At 54.4% G+C, this 19858-nt stretch carries 15 protein-coding genes; all 15 read right to left on the reverse strand.

Going from position 1 to position 19858, the window contains the following annotated elements:
- Positions 1-15: 15 nt before the first annotated feature.
- Positions 16-882: a DnaJ C-terminal domain-containing protein gene (locus EVJ29_RS11060; protein WP_070328816.1), complete on the reverse strand. Its 867-nt coding sequence runs from the start codon at positions 880-882 to the stop codon at positions 16-18.
- 140 nt (positions 883-1022) lie between these two features.
- On the reverse strand, positions 1023-2132 hold the full coding sequence (locus EVJ29_RS11065; RefSeq protein ID WP_236633522.1) for a CamS family sex pheromone protein: 1110 nt from the start codon (positions 2130-2132) through the stop codon (positions 1023-1025).
- A gap of 205 nt (positions 2133-2337) precedes the next feature.
- A complete protein-coding gene (locus tag EVJ29_RS11070; protein ID WP_131505121.1) occupies positions 2338-3831 on the reverse strand; it encodes an LPXTG cell wall anchor domain-containing protein in 1494 nt (497 codons plus the stop codon).
- A gap of 255 nt (positions 3832-4086) precedes the next feature.
- Positions 4087-6081 (reverse strand): NAD-dependent DNA ligase LigA, encoded by a 1995-nt coding sequence (gene ligA, locus EVJ29_RS11075; RefSeq protein ID WP_131505115.1) that lies wholly within the window; start codon positions 6079-6081, stop codon positions 4087-4089.
- Between the two features lie 9 nt (positions 6082-6090).
- Positions 6091-8307 (reverse strand): DNA helicase PcrA, encoded by a 2217-nt coding sequence (gene pcrA, locus EVJ29_RS11080; protein WP_070328812.1) that lies wholly within the window; start codon positions 8305-8307, stop codon positions 6091-6093.
- Between the two features lie 40 nt (positions 8308-8347).
- Positions 8348-9028: a heptaprenylglyceryl phosphate synthase gene (locus tag EVJ29_RS11085; protein WP_131490666.1), complete on the reverse strand. Its 681-nt coding sequence runs from the start codon at positions 9026-9028 to the stop codon at positions 8348-8350.
- A 91-nt stretch (positions 9029-9119) separates the two neighbouring features.
- Positions 9120-9353 (reverse strand): hypothetical protein, encoded by a 234-nt coding sequence (locus tag EVJ29_RS11090; RefSeq protein WP_016509263.1) that lies wholly within the window; start codon positions 9351-9353, stop codon positions 9120-9122.
- Between the two features lie 12 nt (positions 9354-9365).
- Entirely contained in the window at positions 9366-10748 is a 1383-nt protein-coding gene (locus EVJ29_RS11095; RefSeq protein WP_083274110.1) for a TrkH family potassium uptake protein, read from the reverse strand.
- A gap of 35 nt (positions 10749-10783) precedes the next feature.
- Entirely contained in the window at positions 10784-11089 is a 306-nt protein-coding gene (locus EVJ29_RS11100) for a YerC/YecD family TrpR-related protein (RefSeq protein ID WP_016509246.1), read from the reverse strand.
- Between the two features lie 67 nt (positions 11090-11156).
- Complete coding sequence (locus EVJ29_RS11105) at positions 11157-12899, reverse strand: adenine deaminase C-terminal domain-containing protein (RefSeq protein WP_131505116.1); 1743 nt, start codon at positions 12897-12899, stop codon at positions 11157-11159.
- Between the two features lie 175 nt (positions 12900-13074).
- Positions 13075-15360 carry a bifunctional diguanylate cyclase/phosphodiesterase gene (locus EVJ29_RS11110; protein ID WP_236633523.1) on the reverse strand — a complete coding sequence of 762 codons (2286 nt, stop codon included), beginning with the start codon at positions 15358-15360 and terminating at the stop codon, positions 13075-13077.
- Between the two features lie 99 nt (positions 15361-15459).
- A complete protein-coding gene (gene purD / locus EVJ29_RS11115; protein ID WP_131490669.1) occupies positions 15460-16713 on the reverse strand; it encodes a phosphoribosylamine--glycine ligase in 1254 nt (417 codons plus the stop codon).
- A gap of 13 nt (positions 16714-16726) precedes the next feature.
- On the reverse strand, positions 16727-18247 hold the full coding sequence (gene purH, locus EVJ29_RS11120; protein WP_131465786.1) for a bifunctional phosphoribosylaminoimidazolecarboxamide formyltransferase/IMP cyclohydrolase: 1521 nt from the start codon (positions 18245-18247) through the stop codon (positions 16727-16729).
- Positions 18244-18822, reverse strand: coding sequence for a phosphoribosylglycinamide formyltransferase (purN, locus tag EVJ29_RS11125; RefSeq protein ID WP_131490670.1), 579 nt, complete (start codon positions 18820-18822; stop codon positions 18244-18246). Before purN ends, purH begins: the two co-directional genes overlap by 4 nt.
- The gene (gene purM / locus EVJ29_RS11130) at positions 18819-19853 is read right to left on the reverse strand and encodes a phosphoribosylformylglycinamidine cyclo-ligase (RefSeq protein ID WP_070328805.1); all 1035 of its coding nucleotides are present in this window, start codon (positions 19851-19853) and stop codon (positions 18819-18821) included. The genes purN and purM overlap by 4 nt, the downstream gene beginning before the upstream one ends.
- Positions 19854-19858 lie beyond the last annotated feature (5 nt).

Genomic DNA, 19858 nt, shown 5'->3' on the forward strand with positions numbered 1-19858 from the left:
GTTTCCTCCTTATGCTCAGCGTTCTAGTTGTTCATAAACAGACCGGTGGGCGGCGTCGAGCGGCAAGTCGACCTCGAGTTGGATGAACAAATCGGACCGGACTTTTGAAGCGGTCATGAAACCACGACCCGGAATCCGCATCCGTTGGCCCGGACGTGAGCCCGGTTTGACTTTAAGCTTGACGCGGCCGCCGTCGAGCGTCGCCACGACGACTTCGGTACCGTCTAGGAAAGCGAGTGGCCGCAACCGTTTGACGGTGATGACGTTCGCTCCTTCTCGTCGATACGTCTCGTCATCGGTGAAATGGAGTTCGACGTACACATCGCCCCGGTCGCCTGATTGACCGACTTTGCTGCTCTTGCCTTTCAGTCGAAGTTTTTGGCCCTCATGGGCGCCTTGCGGAATCTTCACGTTGACCGTACCCGTTTGCAGGCGCAAACTCACTTTCGAATCACTCGTCAACTGACTGAGCGGCACGTTGACCCGGACCGTCTCATCTAAATCTTCTTCTACCGCTTGGTTGAAGAAACTTCCGAACATGTCGTCGAATCCGAACGTCCGCGACGTCGTGCGTGATCCGCCACCGAACTGACGGAACAAGTCTTCAAATTGCGCCGAACCTTCCCCGTATCCGTCACCGTCATACGTCCCTTGACCGAACGTCGGGCCTTCCGGACTGCCGTAACGGTCATAATTCGCTTTCTTGTCAGGGTCGCTCAACACATCGAACGCTTCTTGGATTGCTTTGAACTGATCTTGTGCCCCCGGCTCTTTATTCACATCCGGATGATATTGTTTCGCTAGTTTTCGATAAGCTCGCTTAATGTCTTGGTCGGATGCCTGTTTCGACACGCCAAGCACGTCATAGTAGTTTTTCGTCATCTCGATTCACCTCACCTTATTCTTTCCCGTTTCTGTTAAGTCTATTCTACCGATTTGGTCAAAGAAGGTCAAAGATTTTCCTCGTTACAATACATACGAAAAAAAGAGGCGCTTCGTTTCATTACGAAGCACCTCTTCTGTTAAAAGTAAACTTTCGGTGTATCCATGCCTTCTTCGAACACGATTGTCACTTCTTGTGTGCCACCGAGTGAGGTGACATTGATACGGACCGGGACGTTCCGATTGTATTCCCAACGGTTCTCAAGCAAACCGACGACGTGTTGCGTGAAACCGACGAGTTCGGCCCGGCTGTAGAATTGAATCGGGATGTCGATCTCGATGCGTGACAAGTCACCGTTCTGATAGAATCCTTTACCGATCATGCCGCTGAAGTCAGGGAAGACATCAGCGATTCGGTCGCTAAACAACGTGAACTTCTGTGCGTCATCACGCACTTCGGTCGTCGCCGTATTCGATGGGAAGTAGTAGTACTTCTCGTCGATTGCTTTCCAATCAGACGCGGCTACTTCCGCACCTTCCCCGACGAACGCTGACTTGACATAATTGCCAGGTGTCGGTGACCCTTGCGCCGACTTCATGTATAGGGCAACGTTAATGTCAAGACCCTTAAAGTCTTCACGCTTCCGCAGTTGTGCGACGAGTTCATTTGCCATCCGTTCCCCTTCTGCGATGACTTTTTTCGCATCTAACTTTTCCGTATAGGTCGGACCGAAGTTCGGGGCCTGGAAGACGTACTCACGGTTCAAAATGAGGGCGAATGAGACGCCATCGAGTTGATATCCGCTATCCGTCTTTGTCATATAGTTTTGTTCGATGAGCGACGCCAAATAGAGCGGCGACTTCTTGTTTTCTTCAACGAACTTGTCCTCTGCCACTTCTGCCGTCCCGTTCGCATAGGCCGGGTTGAGCGGTGTCAGGCCTTCAGACGTTTTATCTTTTCGTCCGAGCAGACGAGAGACGTCTTCAGCCTTCAATAATTGCCCTTCTTGATAAACGTATTGTTCAGGGGCGAACGCGCCGGTCGAATGGCGCATGAGACCAAGCTCGACTTCTTCTAGTTCGAGCGATGAACTGACTTGGCGTTGGGCGAGCCCGCGCGCTGCGGCCGGCTTGAACGGAATCACCATCTTGTAATACGAGTCACGCGCTTCAATCGCTTGTGTGACACCTTCTGACGTCGTCTCGTTCCCGGTCGGCGTCACTTCTTCTTCCCCCATCGGAATTTTCATTGAACACCCACCGAGAAATACCGTCGCGGCGAGGGCGGGGATTATTATTTGTTTCCATTTCATCTATGTCCAAACTCCTTTGACGAATCAATTCGTTATACACTTCGTCCATTATAACAAAATCGTCTGTTGAAAAAAGTGTCGAAGCGGAATCAGTCGAGAATCACAAAAATACGTCCCTCGACTTTCATCGAAGGACGTATGATCAAGTTTTTGAAGACGGCCGGCGCCGGTGTGTGAAGAACAATAGGCCGAGTACGATCAAGACGAGGCCAATCACAGTAGCCCACGTCTCGGTCGTGCCGGTCATTGGCAATGTGCCTTGCTCAGGTGACACGGGCGTGGTCGGTTCTGGTACGTATGCTTCCTCGTCTTCCCGTTCCGGAATCGCTTGTTTGACGTGGACTGTCGTTTCCGCCGACCGAGAGACGCGAGCTGCCTCGTTGACTTCAAACGTGAACGTGACCCGGTTCGTCAAAATCCCCCCGGCTCGAACATCGTATGACGGCAGCAACACTTTTTCTAGTTCGAGCACGACTTCCTCGCCCGGAATCAATCCGTTCTCGACTTCAGCGAGCGCTCGCATCCCGTCGCGGAGCACCTCTGTCGTCTCGCGTTGTTCTTTCGCCGTCAAAGCGCCGCTCGTCCACTCTTCCACCACGTCGACGAAGTAAAGGGTGACGTTCGACGTATTCGTGAGCGTGTACGTATAGAGGATCGTCTCGCCCGGATGAACCGTTTGCGGGTTCGCGACTTTCGTGACCGTGAAATCGATCCGGTTGAGCAAAACGATTTGCTGACTTTCGGCGTTGACGACACGACCCGATTCATCAGTCGCAGCGACACGGAAGATGTTCCCAACTTCAGGATGCATCACTTGGTCGTAGTCGCTCGGCACATCGAGAATTACAGTCGTTTCGACGCGTTCGCCGGAAGCGAGACCATCGTCACCGATGAGCGCCGTCAGCTTGCTGCGTACTTCCTCGTTGAAAGCAGTGATGGCATCGTCTTGAATCCCACCGCTGAAAAACTCGTCTTCAATCGATGTGATCGTCAACGTCGCATCGCCCGTGTTCTCGATGACGAACGTATAAGGGATGCTCCCTCCGACGACGGCTTGGTCGATGTTCGCCTCTTTGCCGACTTCAAGTCCGATTGCGACCGCTGGTTCGACCGTCGTCGCCGCGACTTCTTCGGTCATCGGCGCTTCGGTTGCCGGTTCTGTCACTTCGCTCACTGGTTCACTGCTCTCGTCGGTGACACCAGGTTCTGCCACTTCGCTCATTGGTTCACTGCTCTCGTCTGTGACACCAGGTTCTGTCACCTCGAGCGCTGGCTCTTCAATCCGTAGCTCTTCAATCGGTAGCTCAGCTGTAATCGATGCTGGCGTAAACGAGTACGGTACGCCTTCCTCGTTATATAACGTGACTTGATCAATCAAGGACGTCTCGACTGCTTGAACGTCCACGATAAAACGCCAGACGTCCGCGGTCTCGCGAACCCCATAATACGTAATATCGGCATAGACAAGACTAGCTTCGTCTAGTATCGCTTGCTCTTCAGCGGTGAGATCGACTTGGACGTACAGCGTGCTCGTTTCCGTCGTGTCGCTTGCATAAAGAACGTTTGGTGCCCACATGCCGATGAGTAAAACGAATAACGTGATGAATGCCGTGAACCGTTTGGTGGCGCTACGCATGGTGGTCCCCTCCTCTAAGATGTATGTCCATCAGTGACAAAATGTCCCGACGACAGCGCTCTGGCACGGAGAGGAGATAGAGGGTGAGTGTGCGCGAGTCGTGGTGTCAAGAGTACCTCGGTTGCAGAAATATTTTACAATTTTGTTGTTACTATTCATTACCCGTCCACCACTTTAGTGAATCCGTCCATATACTGAGATTTTTATAAATCAGGTCAATGAAAAAAGACCCTCGCTTCTTTGAGGGTCTTCCGTTCAGACGTGTTCCGCTAAAAAGGCGAGCAGTTTCGATTCATCCCATACTTCGACACCGAGCGCTTCGGCTTTCGACAGTTTTGAACCTGCCTTCTCGCCAGCGACGAGGAGATCGGTGTTCTTACTGACACTTCCGGTCACGCTCGCGCCGAGGAGTTCTAATCGTTTTCCCGCCTCACCGCGTGTCATCTCATACAACTTCCCGGTCAAGACGACCGTCTTACCAGCGAGCGGGGCGTCGGCGGCGACGGACCGCTTCACTCCTTTGAACGTCAAGTTGACACCGGCCGTATCGAGTTCACGGACGAGTTCACGCGCCTCAGGCTTCTCGAAGTAAAGAACGATCGATTCCGCCATCTTCGTCCCGATCCCGTCAATCCCGATCAACGCTTCAACCGAGGCGTCCATAATCGCGTCCATCGTCTCGAACCGCTCCGCGATGAGTGAGGCCGCTTTCTGACCGACGAGACGAATCCCGAGGGCGAACAACACCCGTTCAAGCGAATTCTGTTTCGATTGTTCGATTGCGGCAAGCAAGTTCGTCACTGACGTCTCACCCATCCGTTCTAAATCAAGGAGCGCTTCTCGCTCGAGGACGTACAAATCGGCGACGTTATGGACGAGGCCAGCCTCATGAAGCTGGGTGATGACTTTTTCACCGAGACCGTCGATATTCATCGCTGGTCGCGACACGAAATGAATCAGCCCTTCGAGCAGTTGGGCCGGACATTCCGGGTTGACGCAGCGATGATCCGCCTCACCGTCTAAGCGGACGAGTTCGGACTCACAAGCCGGGCACCGGGTCGGGAAAACGATTTCTGCCTCGTTCCCGGTCCGTTCGCTGACGAGCGCGGACACGACGGCCGGAATGACGTCCCCGGCCTTTTTAATGACGACTCGGTCGTTGATCCGAAGGTCTTTCTCTTTGATGAAGTCTTCGTTATGGAGTGTCGCGTACGTCACGGTCGATCCCGCGACCGCGACCGGCGCGAACCGGGCCCGCGGCGTCACTTTCCCCGTCCGTCCGACACTGAAATCGACGTCTTCGATCGTCGTGACGACTTCTTCGGCCGGGAATTTATAGGCGACGGCCCAGCGCGGGCTCTTGGCCGTAAAACCGAGCTGTTCTTGTTCTTCGTAAGCCGCGACTTTGATGACGATCCCGTCAATCTCATACGGAAGTTCTGAACGTTTCGTCACGTACATCTCGATATAGTCCCACAGCTCGTCCGCTGTCCGACATGTCGTATATTCCCCGCTCACGGCGATCCCGAGACGCTTCAAGTATTCGAGCGACTCATCATGTGACGCGACGAGCTCATCGTTTGAGACGAGCCCATACGCGAAGAAGGCGAGATTTCGTGACGACGCGATCTTCGAATCGAGCTGCCGCAGGGACCCCGCGGCCGCATTACGCGGATTGGCGAACAACGGCTCCCCAAGGCGTTCCCGCTCGTCGTTCAAGTGTTCGAACGAACGTTTCGGCATATACGCCTCGCCGCGCACTTCGAACGTCACATCCTCATTCAGACGGAGCGGGATCGTGCGAATCGTCTTCAAGTTTTGCGTGATGTCTTCGCCTGTCGTCCCGTCTCCACGCGTCGCCCCGCGCTTGAGGCGACCGTCCTCGTATTTGAGCGAGACGGCAAGACCGTCGAACTTCAGCTCGGCGACGAACAACGGGGCATAGCCAAGATCTTTTTCAATCCGCTCGACCCACTCGATCAAATCGTCTTTCGAGAACACGTTGCCGAGCGAGAGCATCGGGGTATCGTGCGTCACTTTCACGAACGCATCGAGCGGGGCGCCGCCGACGCGTTGCGTCGGCGAATCCGGGCTCCTAAGCTCCGGATAGTCCGTCTCGATTTGAATCAACTCGTTCATGAGCCGGTCGTACTCGGCGTCCGGGACGCTCGGCCGGTCAAGTACATAATATTCATAGCCGTATTGGTTCAACTTTTGTCGTAACGTTTCGACGTGTTCTGTCATCTCCATACGATCACCTCACGCTTTTTCGATCGGGGCAAATTTGGCGAGCAGGCGTTTAATCCCGACTTGCGGGAAGGCGATATCAAGTTCGAGCTGATCGCCCTCGCCGCGTGTCTGAACGACCGTCCCTTGTCCCCATTTTTTATGATTCGCTTTATCCCCGACTTGCCAGCTCATCGACTCGGCACCTGACGATTGGGCGACTTTTGGCTTCGGTTTCGAGCTGAACCCGTTGACTGGCAACTTCCCAGGTGATTCGACCGGATTCCACGGCATCGCTTTCTTCGCTTTGCCGGAACGTTCGAGCAGCGTTTCCGGCAACTCGTGCAAGAAACGGGATTCCGGATTGTTTTGGAACCGTCCGTACAACATGCGCGACTGGGCCCGTGTCAAATACAGGCGCTTCTCGGCACGGGTGATGCCGACGTAGGCGAGACGGCGTTCTTCTTCCATCTCTTCCGGGTCGTTCAACGAACGGCTGTGCGGGAACAACCCTTCTTCCATCCCGATCAAGAAGACGACCGGGAACTCGAGCCCTTTCGCCGAGTGAAGTGTCATGAGCGTCACTTGATGCAACTCATCGACCTCTTCAAGCGAGTCAAGGTCTGAGACGAGCGTCAAATCGGTCAAGAAGGCGACGAGCGTCTGCTCTTCGCTCTCCTTCTCAAAGTTTTGAGCGACCGAGAGAAATTCTTGTAAGTTCTCGAGGCGGCTCTCGGCTTCGAGCGTCTTCTCGATTTTAAGCATCTCTTCATAGCCTGACTTCTTCAGCACTTCTTCAATCAGTTCAGAGATCGACAAATAGTCTGCCATTTGCCGAAGGTCGATCATGAGCTGGCGGAACTCGGTCAGCTTCGTCGCCGCTCGCGGCGCGATGCCCGACAGTTCGATGTCGCGAATCGCTTCCATGAGCGAGACGCCTTGCATACCGGCGAAGTCGCCGAGCTTATCGACCGTCGCCGCGCCGATGCCGCGTTTCGGTTCGTTGACGACGCGGACGAACGAGAGGTCCTCGTCCGGATTGGCGATCAAGCGCAAGTACGACAGGATGTCTTTAATTTCTTTACGCTCATAGAACTTCGTGCCGCCGACCATCTTGTATGGGATGTTCGACTTGAGCAACGTTTCCTCGAGACCACGCGACTGGGCGTTCGTCCGATATAAGACGGCCATCTGGCCGTATTCGATGCCTTCTTGGCGCAGTTCTTTCATCTCGTTGATGATAAAGAACGCTTCGTCCCGGTCGTCCGAGGCGACGTGGATGAGCAGTTTCTCTCCCTCGTCGTTATCGGTCCATAAGTTTTTGTCTTTACGGGTCGAGTTGTTTTTAATGACCCCGTTCGCCGCTTCTAGAATCCGTTTCGTCGACCGATAGTTCTGTTCGAGCAAGATGACGTGCGCGCTCGGATAATCTTTCTCGAACGTCAAAATGTTGGCGATGTCGGCCCCGCGCCAGCGATAGATCGACTGGTCCGAGTCACCGACGACACATAGGTTCTCGTGAGCGGCCGCGAGCATCTTGACGAGCGTATACTGGGCCCGGTTCGTATCTTGATACTCATCGACGTGGATGTATTGGAACTTCTTCTGATAGAACGCGAGCACGTCCGGGGCTTCTTCGAATAACTGGATCGCTTTCATGATGAGGTCATCGAAGTCGAGGACGTTGTTGTGTTTCAGCTTCTTCTCATACGCCGTGTAGACGTCCGAGATGACTTTTTCGTACGGATTGTTGCCGACGAGTCCGGCCGCGTCTTTCGCTGTGCGCAGTTCATTTTTATGGTTCGAGATCATCCCGAGTAACGTCCGGGGCTCGTACTTCTTCGGATCGAGGTTCAACTCTTTGAGCACTTGCTTGATCGCCGTGAGCTGATCGGACGAATCCAAAATCGAGAAGTTACGGTCGTAACGAATCCGATCGATGTCGCGGCGCAAGATGCGCACACACATCGAGTGGAACGTCGAAATCCAAATGTCGTCCGCCACGCCGCCGACGAGACGGGCAATCCGGTCTTTCATCTCACGGGCTGCTTTGTTCGTGAACGTGATCGCGAGAATATTCCATGGCGCGATCTGTTTCGACGCCATCAAATAGGCGACGCGATGCGTCAACACACGTGTCTTACCTGATCCGGCACCAGCCATGATCAAGAGCGGACCGTCTGTATATTTGACCGCTTCTGCTTGTGGCGGGTTCATGCCTTTGACTAATTCTTCGCTTAAGTTATACATAGGGGGTATCCTTCCTTATTTCCAAACATTTGTTCTTATTTTAACGGACTACTTGCACAGTCGCAAGCGCCCCTTCGAGATTGTCGTAAATGATGTTGCCGACGACGATCGTGTCGGCGTATTCGGCCATCATCCGGGCCGTGTCGCTCCCGTCGATGCCGCCCCCATAAAACACGTGGGCATCGGGTAAAGCCAGCTTCACTTCTTTGACGACGTCAGGTGAACCGAGCGTGCCGCTATATTCGAGATAAAGCGACGGGAGACGGAACAGATGATGACCTGTTTCCGCGTAGGCGACGACTTCTTCAAGCGTCAACGTTGCTCTCGCCCCGGTCACAGCGGCCACTTTCGCCTCCGGATTCAAGACGATATACCCTTGCCCGGTCACGTTGTTTGAGTCAAACAGATGGCCGTACCGTTCGAAAGCCCGCATTTGATGACCGACGACCCAATCGACGGTGCCGGCGTTCAACACCGTCGGGATAAAGTAATGATCGAATCCACGGATGGCGTGTTCAGGATGACTCATCTCGAGCGCGACCGGAATCCCGCAACCTTGCAGCCGTGCGTAAAGGGCGAACGTGTTCTCCGCATCGACCCCGTCCGTACCACCGATGAGAAACGCGTCCGTACCTGAACGGAGGAGCGCGGCAAGTGCCGATTCATCGAGCTGTTTGTTCGGGTCCAGTTTAAACACATGGCGCCACGTCTGAAAATCCATCCATCTTCCCTCCATTCGATACCTTCTCTAGTGTAGCGATTTTTAGGACAGGTTGCATCTGTTGGACAAAAAAAAGACTTGCCGAAGCAAGTCATGTACGTGCGGTCCGGCTACGCTCGCGCTCCGTCAACCATTTGGCGACGAGGAGCGCGAACAAACCATAGACCGGGACGAACCAGAGCGGGTTGGCCAAGAAAAAGCCAAGCACGGGGATATCGAGTAGCGGTGAATCCGGCGAACAAAGCGCCGTCCCGTTCACAACGGCGATAAACGGCAACACCGGAACAGCGAACACGTAACCGAAATTGATCCAAAATGCCTTCATGTCACAATCTCCTTAACCTAAGATAATCGATTCTTTCGGATAGTTGTACATTCGCTTCGGCTGTCTCCGTTGCAAGAGCAAGATGAAGGCGATGACACCGATCCGACCGATGAACATGAGAATGGTGAGCACCCATTTGCCGACATTGCTAAACTCCGACGAGAGCCCGACCGAAAGCCCGGTCGTCCCGAACGCCGAACACGCCTCAAACAAAATGCGCGTAAGCGATGCGTCCTCAAAGAACGTGAGAATCAACACTCCGGTCAGTAATACAGCAAGCGATACCGTGATGATCACGAACGCTTTCCAAATATCTTCGAGCACGATCTCACGTCCGAACACCTTGATCGATGAGTCCCCGCGAATGAACGCGATGACTCCGAGCACGGCGACGGCGAACGTCGTCGTCCGAATCCCCCCGCCGACAGAAGACGGCGAGGCCCCGATGAACATCAAGATGGATAAGAGCAGCATACTGCCTTCGGAGAACAAGTTGACGTCAACCGTCGACAGCCCTCCGTTTCGCGTCGTCACGGACTGAAACAACGAATCGGAAAGCGCGAGCCAAAGCGGTAAATCTTTGAACGCGTTATTGTATTCGAACAAGAACAGACCGACCGTACCTACGGCGATCAAACTGAAGAACGTTGATACCGTCAACTTTGTGAACAAAGAAAAACGACGCGGGAAGTTCTCACTCTTCCGACTGATCCGGTTCGTCAAGTACGTCCGGATCTCGACGAGCACTGGGAAGCCGATCGCGCCGCCGGTCATGAGCACGATTTGCGTGAAGATGACGAACGGGTCTTCACGGAACGGTGCGAGCGAGCTGCCGGTAATATCGAACCCGGCGTTCGTCGTCGCACTGATCGAACCGAATAAGCCTTGCAGGAACGCCTCTCCGGCCGTGTCAAAGTAGTTTAAGTAATGGACCCCGAGCAGGATCGCCCCTACCGCTTCAATCGCGATAACGGTAATGACGATTTCCGCGATGTATTTGACGATGCCAGACATCGACGTCTGGTTCTGGTCGCGCAAAATCAACTGGCGCTCGCGGAATCCGATTCGTTTCCCGAGCAAGATCCACATGATGACGTGGAGACTGATCAAACCGACCCCACTCACTTGAACGATGAATAAAATGATGAACAGTCCAAACGTCGAGAACGTATCGGTCACGACGATCGGGGTGAGTCCGGTGACACTGACGCAACTGACCGCGAAGAAGACGAGATCGGTGAACGTGATGGTGACACCAGGTTGTCTTGCGATCGGCAGAGCCAATAAAACCACGGAAAGGACGACCGCCGCGCTATAAATTAAAACGAGCGTCTGGACTGGCGTCAATTTCCGGAAAAATAGCTGTAAATTTCGCTTCATGAACTTATCTTGCATCTCGCCCCTCCTCTCCATCAAAAACAAGATGACTCTTACGAGTCACCTTCTGATTGTTGTAGACGTTCAAGGGCAAGATCATAGCCGCCTGACCCGTAATTCAAGCAACGCTTGACGCGGGAAATCGTGGCCGTCGAAGCACCTGTCGCTTCTTCAATTTTATGATACGTGCTGCCTTCACGAATTTGGCGTGCCACTTCTAACCGTTGGGACAACGCCTGCACTTCGTTGACGGTCGCTAAATCTTCGAATAGTTGATAACAGTCTTCGAGTGTGTCGAGCTTCAAAATCGCTTCAAAAAGCTGATCGAGCTCTCGTCCTCGTAATTTATCGAGTTGCATCCGCAAGCATCCTCTCTCATCGTACTTCTTTATCATTCTAAAGCACGACCGGCTCGGACTCAACTGTTCATCGTAAAATCGCCGGAAATAGTATTTGTTTTTTCATAACTTCGTATATACCGAGCGGTGTCGCCCGGACGTATGGCAAGTGGGTCGACGCCAGGAACAGCAACGTATAGATCGGGTCCTCGAAGTGATAGCCTCGGGCGATCAGCTCGGCACGCAACCGTTGTTCTTGGACAATCAATTGCTCGAGCGGCTCTGTCGAAGTCATCCCACAAAGCGGTAACGGGATCTCCGCGATGATTTCCCCTCTGTCGACGAGGACGATTCCGCCGCCGAGCTCTCTCATCCGTTCGAACGCCATCAACATATCTTGTTTACACTTACCGAGGATCAAGTAGTCGCCGCTGATCGAATACGAGCTGACAAGACCGCCAAAATCGTTGGCGAACCCTTTCAGTACCGTATTGAGCCGCCATTTCCCTTCTTTATCTAACAGCATCAAGAACGATTCGTCGCAGTCGCGCGGCAGTTCGTCTTGACCGGTGTCGTGTGTGATTTTAAACAGCTTCATGATGACCGAGTTGACCATATCGAGTCCGACCGGCATGCTGAACGATAAATCGTTTGGCGTCAAGTCGATCGTGACGTCGGTCGCCGGCATGAGCGCGAGCGCCGCCTCGATGAGTTCGTTCGGGAAGAACGAGGCCCCGTCCCGGTAGATCCATTGGCCTTTAGCGATGACGGCCGACGGACGCGGCTCATCGATCGCATCGAGGATGTTCAGGTGGGCGATCCGTCCCGGCGCAATCGAGCCGAGGACGTGATCGAGTCCGAAATGCCGCGCCACGTTGAGCGACACGATCCGATACGCCTCGATGGCAGGCAGACCCGCCTCGATCATAATCTTCACGAGCGCGTCCTGAAGGCCGTCTTGATAAAACCCAGGGGTCGAACCGTCCGTCGTCACCATCAAGTGGTCGTACGCTTCGAGACCTGCGCCCAATAACCCGCGAATCATGCCCGGCAAATCGGGACGGATCGACGAATGACGGAGCGTCGTCGTATAACCATGTTCGAGTCGGCATAACGCCTCGTTCGCCGTCATCGCCTCATGGTCGCTGTGAACACCCATCAACGCCATCTTCGTCAACGTCTTCGCGGACGCGCCTGGGAAATGTCCTTCGACCGGGAGACCGCACGTCTCCGCGTCGAGCATCCATTGGAGCATCTCATCGTCACCTTTTAACGTACGCGGCCAAGCCGTCAATTCTCCGGCCATGACGACGTCAGGATGATTGAACCACGCGTGGACGCGCTCCGAGTCGACGAGGACGCTGTCGCGGTCGAGCTCGGTTTGCGTGTCGAGCCGAGCCCACCAATACGTGCTCGTCGGGAGCTGTTGAATCGCCTCGAGTTGCGCAAACGCTTGCTCCTTGTCTTGTAAAAAAAGAAGCATGTTATCGTTCACGAGCGTCGTCGTACCCCGCTCGCCTGCATACTTCGACAGCGTCGCCGGATTATAAAGTTGGAACGGATGCGCGTGCGGCTCGATGTAACCTGGTACGATATATTTCCCGGTCATGTCGACCGTCTCGACGGCCGAATCCGGCACGTCTGGTCCGACGTAAACGATGCGGTCGTTTTCAATCCATATGTTGGCCTGTTTCCACTGTTTCACGTACACGTTTAAGTATGTGGCGTTTGTCAATACGAGCGAAGGTGGTCGCAATTGATCCACGACTTCAAGTTGTGAGCGAATCATCGCTTTTGACCACGGTGCCCGCGCCGATCGTTTTAAAGGCATCGAACCCAGTCCTCCCTTAATCGCTTCAATAGTATCAAAAAATAATATTGTAAGCGTTTTCTTTCATTTGTTTCAAGTTTACCTTTTCTATGAAACACCTGCAAGCTATGTTGCCAATTGTAACGGAATTCACACGAAATTCACATAATAAAGACGCCTCTTCACAGAGGCGCCTTCACCAATCGTACATCGTTGCCGTTTTCTTCAAATAATGCTCCAGTTGCGCGAGCGGAACCGGCTTGCTGTAATGGTAGCCTTGAATCAATGAACCGCTATGCTCGAGCACGAACGCGAGCTGTTCCGGACGTTCGACCCCTTCGGTTACGATGTCGAGCCCGAGCGTATGGAACGTCTGGTAAAGTCCTTCAAGGAGGGCCCGGTCGAACGTGTTCTCAGGAATCCCTTTGACGAAGTTTTGATCGATCTTGATGATGTCGAGTTGCAGCGATTGCAAGAACGACAGCGACGATGTGCCGACACCGAAGTCGTCGAGTGAGATCTTGACGCCGATCGCTTTGAGCGAACGGATGAACTGTTGCAGCTCATACAAGTTACCCCCGACCTCGCTTTCCGTAATCTCGACATGGAGCAGGAGCGGGTCAAACCCTGTTTCGTGCAACACATCCTCTAACTCCTGAAGGAACGAACCGTCCGCAATTTGACGCTTCGAGACGTTGATCGACAAGAACAAGTGATGGCGGGCTGCGTGCTCTTTCATCTCCAACATGGACTGCCTGAGTACCCAGCGCCCGATATCCGAGATGAGTCCCAGTTGCTCCGCAATCGGGATAAACAGCCCAGGTGAAATTTGTCCTTTACCCGGATGGTTCCAGCGAATGAGCGCCTCGACCCCGCGGACAGCGAACGGGCGCGGGGACACGATCGGCTGGTAGTATAGCTCGAACTCATCATGTTCAAGCGCGTAGCGTAAGTCACGCTCCATCTCGAGCGTCTGGAGATAGTGACTTCCATCCTCGATGTCTTGGAACGACAGGATCCGATTTTTCCCAGACAGTTTGGCCTCATGGATGACGACGTCGAGACGTCCCATCATGACTTCGTACGTATGATGCGACTCGCGACAGGCGAATACATCGAGACCGATTGTCGCCGTCATTCCTTTGACACCGTTCACGTCGGACCAGTTTTTCAAATCTTTCGTCAGTCGTCGCGCAATCGGCTTCAATTCTTCGAGTGTCCAATCCGGGTGCAAGAAAATGAACTCATCCGCACCGAGCCGGGCCGCAAATCCGGCTTCTTTATAGAAATTCAGACGCGACGCGATATAAATCAAGACGGCATCACCGGTACGGTGACCGAACTGGTCGTTGATACGTCGGAAGTCGTCTAAGTCCAAACCGATCACACCGATCCGTTCATGGCCCCCCCTCACGGTCGAAAAATAGTCTTCGAGGGCGAGCCGGTTCGGCAGCAACGTCAACGCATCGCGAAACGCGCGATCGAGCACTTCTGCCCGCGTATCTTCGAGTGCCGAGAGCACTTCGTTCATGCTCGTCGCCATCTGTTCGATCTCGTCTCGGCTATGTTGATCTCGACGCAGACGGAGCCGGCTATCGCGCTCGACCGTGATGTGTTTCAACTCATCGACGATTTCCATCACTCGCCGAATCACGACATGATGAATCGTCCATAGAAGCGACAAGAACAGACCTAACGCTAAAGCAAGCAACGACAACATCCCGAGCCTCAGCATCGAGATCGTGTTCTGGTAATGGGTCGGTTCGACGATAAAGCCGACTTCAAAGTCTGCCGTTTGAAAGACGGTATCGAGTGGCACGACGACCTCGGTCCCATCATTTTTGAGCGTCATCTTCGTCTCACTATGTTGGACAGGCTGCATCGTCAGCGGAATTTTCGTTTGGGCGCTTAAGTCTGCCAAAAAATCCGCGTCAACAAATTCAAGCATGACGAGCGTCCCTTGAACCGGTCCGCTCGTGTCACTCCGTAAGATCGGGTGACTGGCGTATAGGATCGGTCCATAGTCGCTGTCATATACACCGTCTTGTTTTTCTAGGCCCGGGCTCAACCGATTCGTAATATCTGAGATGATCGTTTGCCGATCCGCTTTAGACAACGGGGCGTCTTCTTGACGGAATGTCGAATAGTGGACCTCACCTTCACGGTTCAAGTACACAATCGCTTGCACACTCAAGTTTTCGAGCGACTCCTCACTTATATTGCTCGCTATGTAAGAATCGTTCTGATTTTGAATGAACGCATACGTGTCGTTCCAAACCGCCCAGTCGACGAGCGTCCGTTCAAGCGTACTTTTTCGATTCGCGAGCGTCTCGGTCACACTCGCAATTTGACTCTCGACCGTTTGACGGTCTTGCTCCATGCTTTTCTCGATAAAGTAGGGACGAATCACAAAAAAGATGACACTGACAAACACAAGTATATTCACGGCAACCGCAATCATCAGCTTCGTCCGAATGCGCACGTCGACCACCTTCTTCCTTCAATCTACTTCACCATTGTAGAGCAGGAAGCCGGTATTCCCTTTTTTTCGCATGAAAAAAAGGATGGGTTGACCCATCCTTTAAAAAATCCGCGCAAGCGCCCGTCCGCCGATGTCTCGACGATAGAATGTCTGCGGTAAATCGAGCATTTCTAGTCCCGCGTAAACAGCCGTCTTCGCTTCAAGCAAGGTCGGTTTCGTCGACGTGATGACGAACAGTCGCCCACCGTTCCCGATGATGTGACTACCGTCACGCGTCGTCCCCGCATGAAACACGAGCACGTCTTTCGGTAAGCGCTCAAAATCTGAGAGCACTTGCCCCGTCGTCGCTCGTTCCGGATAACCGGCGGCTGCGACGACGACACCGATCGTATACCCGTCAAGCCATTCAATCGCATACGGTCGTTTAGCGACGACCGCCTCGATGACGTCAAGGAGCGGCGACGCCAAGTTCGGGAGGATGACTTCCGTTTCCGGGTCACCGAACCGGGCGTTGAACTCGATCACTTTCGGTCCGTTTTCCGTCAGAATCAGACCCGCATATAAGAATCCTTCGAACGGTGTCCCCCGCTCCACCATCTCCCGCGCGAGCGGGACGAGCACACGTTCCACCGACTCAACGTAAACGGCTTCCTCTAAATGCGGCATCGGGCTATACGCCCCCATCCCGCCCGTGTTCGGTCCTTTGTCCCCGTCGAATGCGCGCTTATGGTCTTGCGACGTGATCATCGGGATGACGTGTTCACCAGAGACGAACGCCATGAGTGAAAACTCTTCCCCGTCCAAAAATTCTTCGATGACGACGCGTGACTGGTCACCGAACTTGTCGGTCGTGAAGATATCATGAATCGCCGCACGTGCCTCATCAAGCGATAAGGCGACCGTGACCCCTTTACCGGCTGCGAGACCGTCCGCTTTGACGACGAGCGGTGCCCCGATTGACTCAATATAAGCGAGCGCCGCTTCCGCTTCCGTGAACGTCTCATAATCTGCTGTAGGGATGTTCGCTTCACGCATGATTTCTTTAGCGAACGCTTTGCTACCTTCTAGCAACGCCGCTGCTTTCGTCGGTCCAAAGATGCGTCGTCCGCTCGCGTTGAACGCATCGACGACACCCGCCATGAGCGCTGACTCAGGCCCGACGATCGTCCAATCGATGTCTTCGGTCTCTGCGAAGCGGACGAGTGCGGTGACGTCCGTCTCTTCAATCGGCACACACGTCACACCGTCCATGTTCAAGTTACCCGGGGCGACGAATACGTCATGCCCGTCTTGTCTCAACTTCCACGCGAGCGCGTGTTCACGGCCGCCGCGGCCAATGACGAGTACGTTCATCCTCTTGCTCCTCTCAATGTTTGAAATGTCGGACTGAAGTGAACACCATCGTAATGCCGTGACGGTTCGCCGCTTCAATCGACTCGTCGTCCCGAATCGAACCACCTGGCTGGATGATGGCCGTAATGCCGGCTGCAGCTGCAGCTTCGACCGTATCGCCCATCGGGAAGAACGCGTCGCTGCCAAGCGCGGCACCGACTGCACGGTCCCCTGCCTGTTCGAAAGCGATTTTCGCCGCACCGACTCGGTTCATCTGTCCGGCACCGATGCCGATCGTCGTCTCGTCTTTCGCTACGACGATTGCGTTTGATTTCACGTGTTTGACGACACGCCACGCGAGCTTCAAGTCTTCCCATTCGGCCGCCGTCGGACGACGGTCGGTCACGATTTGGCACGAAGCATCGTCGAGTATCATGTCGTCGCCGTCTTGGACGAGGAGACCGCCCGCGACTGCCGTCAGACGCATGCCTGTCATCTGCCCCATCTCAAGCGTCAATAGACGTAAATTCTTTTTCTCTTTCAATCGGTCAAGTGCTGCCTCACTAAAGGATGGGGCAATGACGATCTCTAAGAAGATGTTGCGGAGCGCTTCTGCCGTCTCGAGGTCGACTTCACGATTGAGGGCGACGATACCGCCGAAAATCGAGATCGGGTCGGCCGCATGGGCGCGAGCGAACGCTTGGCTGATCGTCCGACCGACAGCGACGCCGCATGGATTCATATGTTTGACGACGACCGCTGCCGGTTCCGTCAACTCGCTGAGCGCCTCGAGCGCCGCGTTCGTATCTTGGATGTTGTTGTACGAGAGTTCTTTGCCGTGGAGTTGCACCGCGTTGGCGAGCGTCATGCCGTCATAGAGCGGAGTCTTATAGAACGCCGCCTGTTGGTGCGGGTTCTCCCCGTAACGAAGGTCTTGGACTTTTTCGTACGTGACCGTCAGCTGTTCTGGGAACGTTTCGCCGATTTGCTGACCTAAATAGTCGGCAATCAAGGCGTCGTACGCCGCCGTATGACGGAACGCCCTCAAAGCGAGTCGTTGCCGCGTCTCAAACGACGTACCGCCATTCTGAATCTCTGCGGCAACGTTGCCGTAGTCGGCCGGGTCGACGACGACCGTCACGCTGGCATGGTTTTTCGCGGCTGAACGGAGCATGCTCGGGCCGCCGATATCGATGTTTTCAATCGCCTCTTCATACGTCGCGTTCTCTTTTGCGATCGTCTCTTTGAACGGATACAAGTTGACGACGACGTAGTCGATCGGCTCAATGTGGTGATGTTTCATCTGTTCGACGTGTGAATCTAAATCACGGCGTCCGAGCAGACCGCCATGGACGAGCGGATGCAGCGTCTTGACACGTCCGTCGAGCATCTCGGGGAACGATGTCACTTCCGAAATATTTTTCACGGGCAGTCCGGCCGCGACGAGTGCCGCTTCCGTCCCACCTGTCGAGATGAGTTCGATGCCCGCTTCGTGCAAGACGCGCGCGAGTTCGACGATACCTGTTTTATCTGACACACTCAGTAATGCTCTCACTTGAAAACCTCCTGTTGGTTCAACACTTGTTGTAATACGCGTGGATAGAGTTGGTGTTCGATCGCTTGAATCCGGTGGCCCGCCTCGATACGGTCACATCCCGCGATGTCGACTTCTTGTTGCGCGATGATTGGACCCGTGTCCATCCCGGCGTCGACGTAATGGACGGTGACACCGCTCGTCGACACGTTCGCGGCAAGCGCTTGACCGATTGCATCTTTTCCTGGGAAGGCCGGCAAGAGCGACGGATGGATATTGATGATCCGACCCGGATACGCCGCGAGCAGCACATCCCCGATTAAACGCATATAACCCGCCAAGACGATATAGTCGACGTGTAGCGCTTCTAACAGAACGAGCAGCTCCCACTCAAACTCTGACTTCGACGCATACGCCTTCGGCTCGAACGAGAACGTCTGGATATGATGACGGTCTGCCCGCTCGAGCACTTTCGCCTCAGGCTTATCCGTGACGAGGAGCATACACTGTCCGCTCAGCTCGCCGCGCTCAATCGCTTCCCAAATCGCTTCGGCGTTGCTCCCAGATCCAGAGGCGAAGATAGCGAACCGCTTCACTGGTCGACCCCCATAATCCGGACGCCTGGTTTCGCTTCGACTTTGCCGATCCGATGCGACGTCTCGCCGATCCGTTCGAGCGCGGCTTGTACCGTGTCGACGTCTTCGGGACGTACCGTAATCATGAAGCCGATGCCCATATTGAACACGTTGAACATCTCTTGCTTCGACACGTGGCCGACTTGTTCGAGCCAGTCGAATACCGGCAGGCTCGGCCAGCTTGATGCGTCAAACGTGACACCAAGACCTTCAGGCAGCATGCGCGGCACGTTCTCATAGAAACCGCCACCAGTGATGTGGGCCATCCCTTGGACGAGTCCGGTCGAAATGGCCGCTTTCGCCGCTTCCGAATAGATGCGGGTCGGTAGCAATAAGGCGTTCCCGAGCGTCGTATCGAGCATCGCGATTTCATCCGTGTACTCGAGCCCTTGCGCCTCGACGATGTGACGGACGAGCGAGAAACCGTTCGAATGGACACCTGACGAAGCTAACCCTAGAACGATGTCCCCCGCTTCGATCGTCCGTCCGTCGATGAGTAACTCTTTCTCGACGACACCGACGGCAAACCCGGCGATATCGTACTCCCCGTCCGGATACATGCCCGGCATCTCGGCCGTCTCGCCGCCGACGAGGGCACACCCTGCTTGGACGCAGCCTTCGGCCACACCCGCGACGATGCGTTCGAGCTTCGCCGGTTCCGCTTTTCCAGTCGCGATATAGTCTAAGAAGTAGAGCGGTTCGGCTCCGTGGACGAGACAGTCGTTGACGCACATCGCCACGCAATCGATTCCAATCGTATCATGTTGGTCGAGCGCGAACGCGAGTTTTAGCTTCGTGCCGACCCCGTCCGTCCCGCTCACGAGGATTGGATGTTTCAATTGCATCGAGCCGAGATCGATCATCGCCCCGAAACTGCCAAGTCCGGTCATCACTTCTGGACGCATCGTCCGTGCGACGTGACGCTTCATGCGTGACACCGCTTCATAACCTGCCTCTAAATTCACACCCGCTTGTTCATATCTTAAACTCATCGTCA

Source organism: Exiguobacterium sp. SH4S7, assembly GCF_004336795.1.
Classification (GTDB): Bacteria; Bacillota; Bacilli; order Exiguobacteriales; family Exiguobacteriaceae; genus Exiguobacterium; species Exiguobacterium aurantiacum_A.

Bases quoted from the DNA above. Each gene is read 5' to 3' on its own strand.
- EVJ29_RS11060 (WP_070328816.1), bottom strand. From the start codon at position 882: ATGACGAAAAACTACTATGACGTGCTTGGCGTGTCGAAACAGGCATCC.
- EVJ29_RS11065 (WP_236633522.1), bottom strand. From the start codon at position 2,132: ATGAAAATTCCGATGGGGGAAGAAGAAGTGACGCCGACCGGGAACGAG.
- EVJ29_RS11070 (WP_131505121.1), bottom strand. From the start codon at position 3,831: ATGCGTAGCGCCACCAAACGGTTCACGGCATTCATCACGTTATTCGTT.
- ligA (WP_131505115.1), bottom strand. From the start codon at position 6,081: ATGGAGATGACAGAACACGTCGAAACGTTACGACAAAAGTTGAACCAA.
- pcrA (WP_070328812.1), bottom strand. From the start codon at position 8,307: ATGTATAACTTAAGCGAAGAATTAGTCAAAGGCATGAACCCGCCACAA.
- EVJ29_RS11085 (WP_131490666.1), bottom strand. From the start codon at position 9,028: ATGGATTTTCAGACGTGGCGCCATGTGTTTAAACTGGACCCGAACAAA.
- EVJ29_RS11090 (WP_016509263.1), bottom strand. From the start codon at position 9,353: ATGAAGGCATTTTGGATCAATTTCGGTTACGTGTTCGCTGTTCCGGTG.
- EVJ29_RS11095 (WP_083274110.1), bottom strand. From the start codon at position 10,748: ATGCAAGATAAGTTCATGAAGCGAAATTTACAGCTATTTTTCCGGAAA.
- EVJ29_RS11100 (WP_016509246.1), bottom strand. From the start codon at position 11,089: ATGCAACTCGATAAATTACGAGGACGAGAGCTCGATCAGCTTTTTGAA.
- EVJ29_RS11105 (WP_131505116.1), bottom strand. From the start codon at position 12,899: ATGCCTTTAAAACGATCGGCGCGGGCACCGTGGTCAAAAGCGATGATT.
- purD (WP_131490669.1), bottom strand. From the start codon at position 16,713: ATGAACGTACTCGTCATTGGCCGCGGCGGCCGTGAACACGCGCTCGCG.
- purM (WP_070328805.1), bottom strand. From the start codon at position 19,853: ATGAGTTTAAGATATGAACAAGCGGGTGTGAATTTAGAGGCAGGTTAT.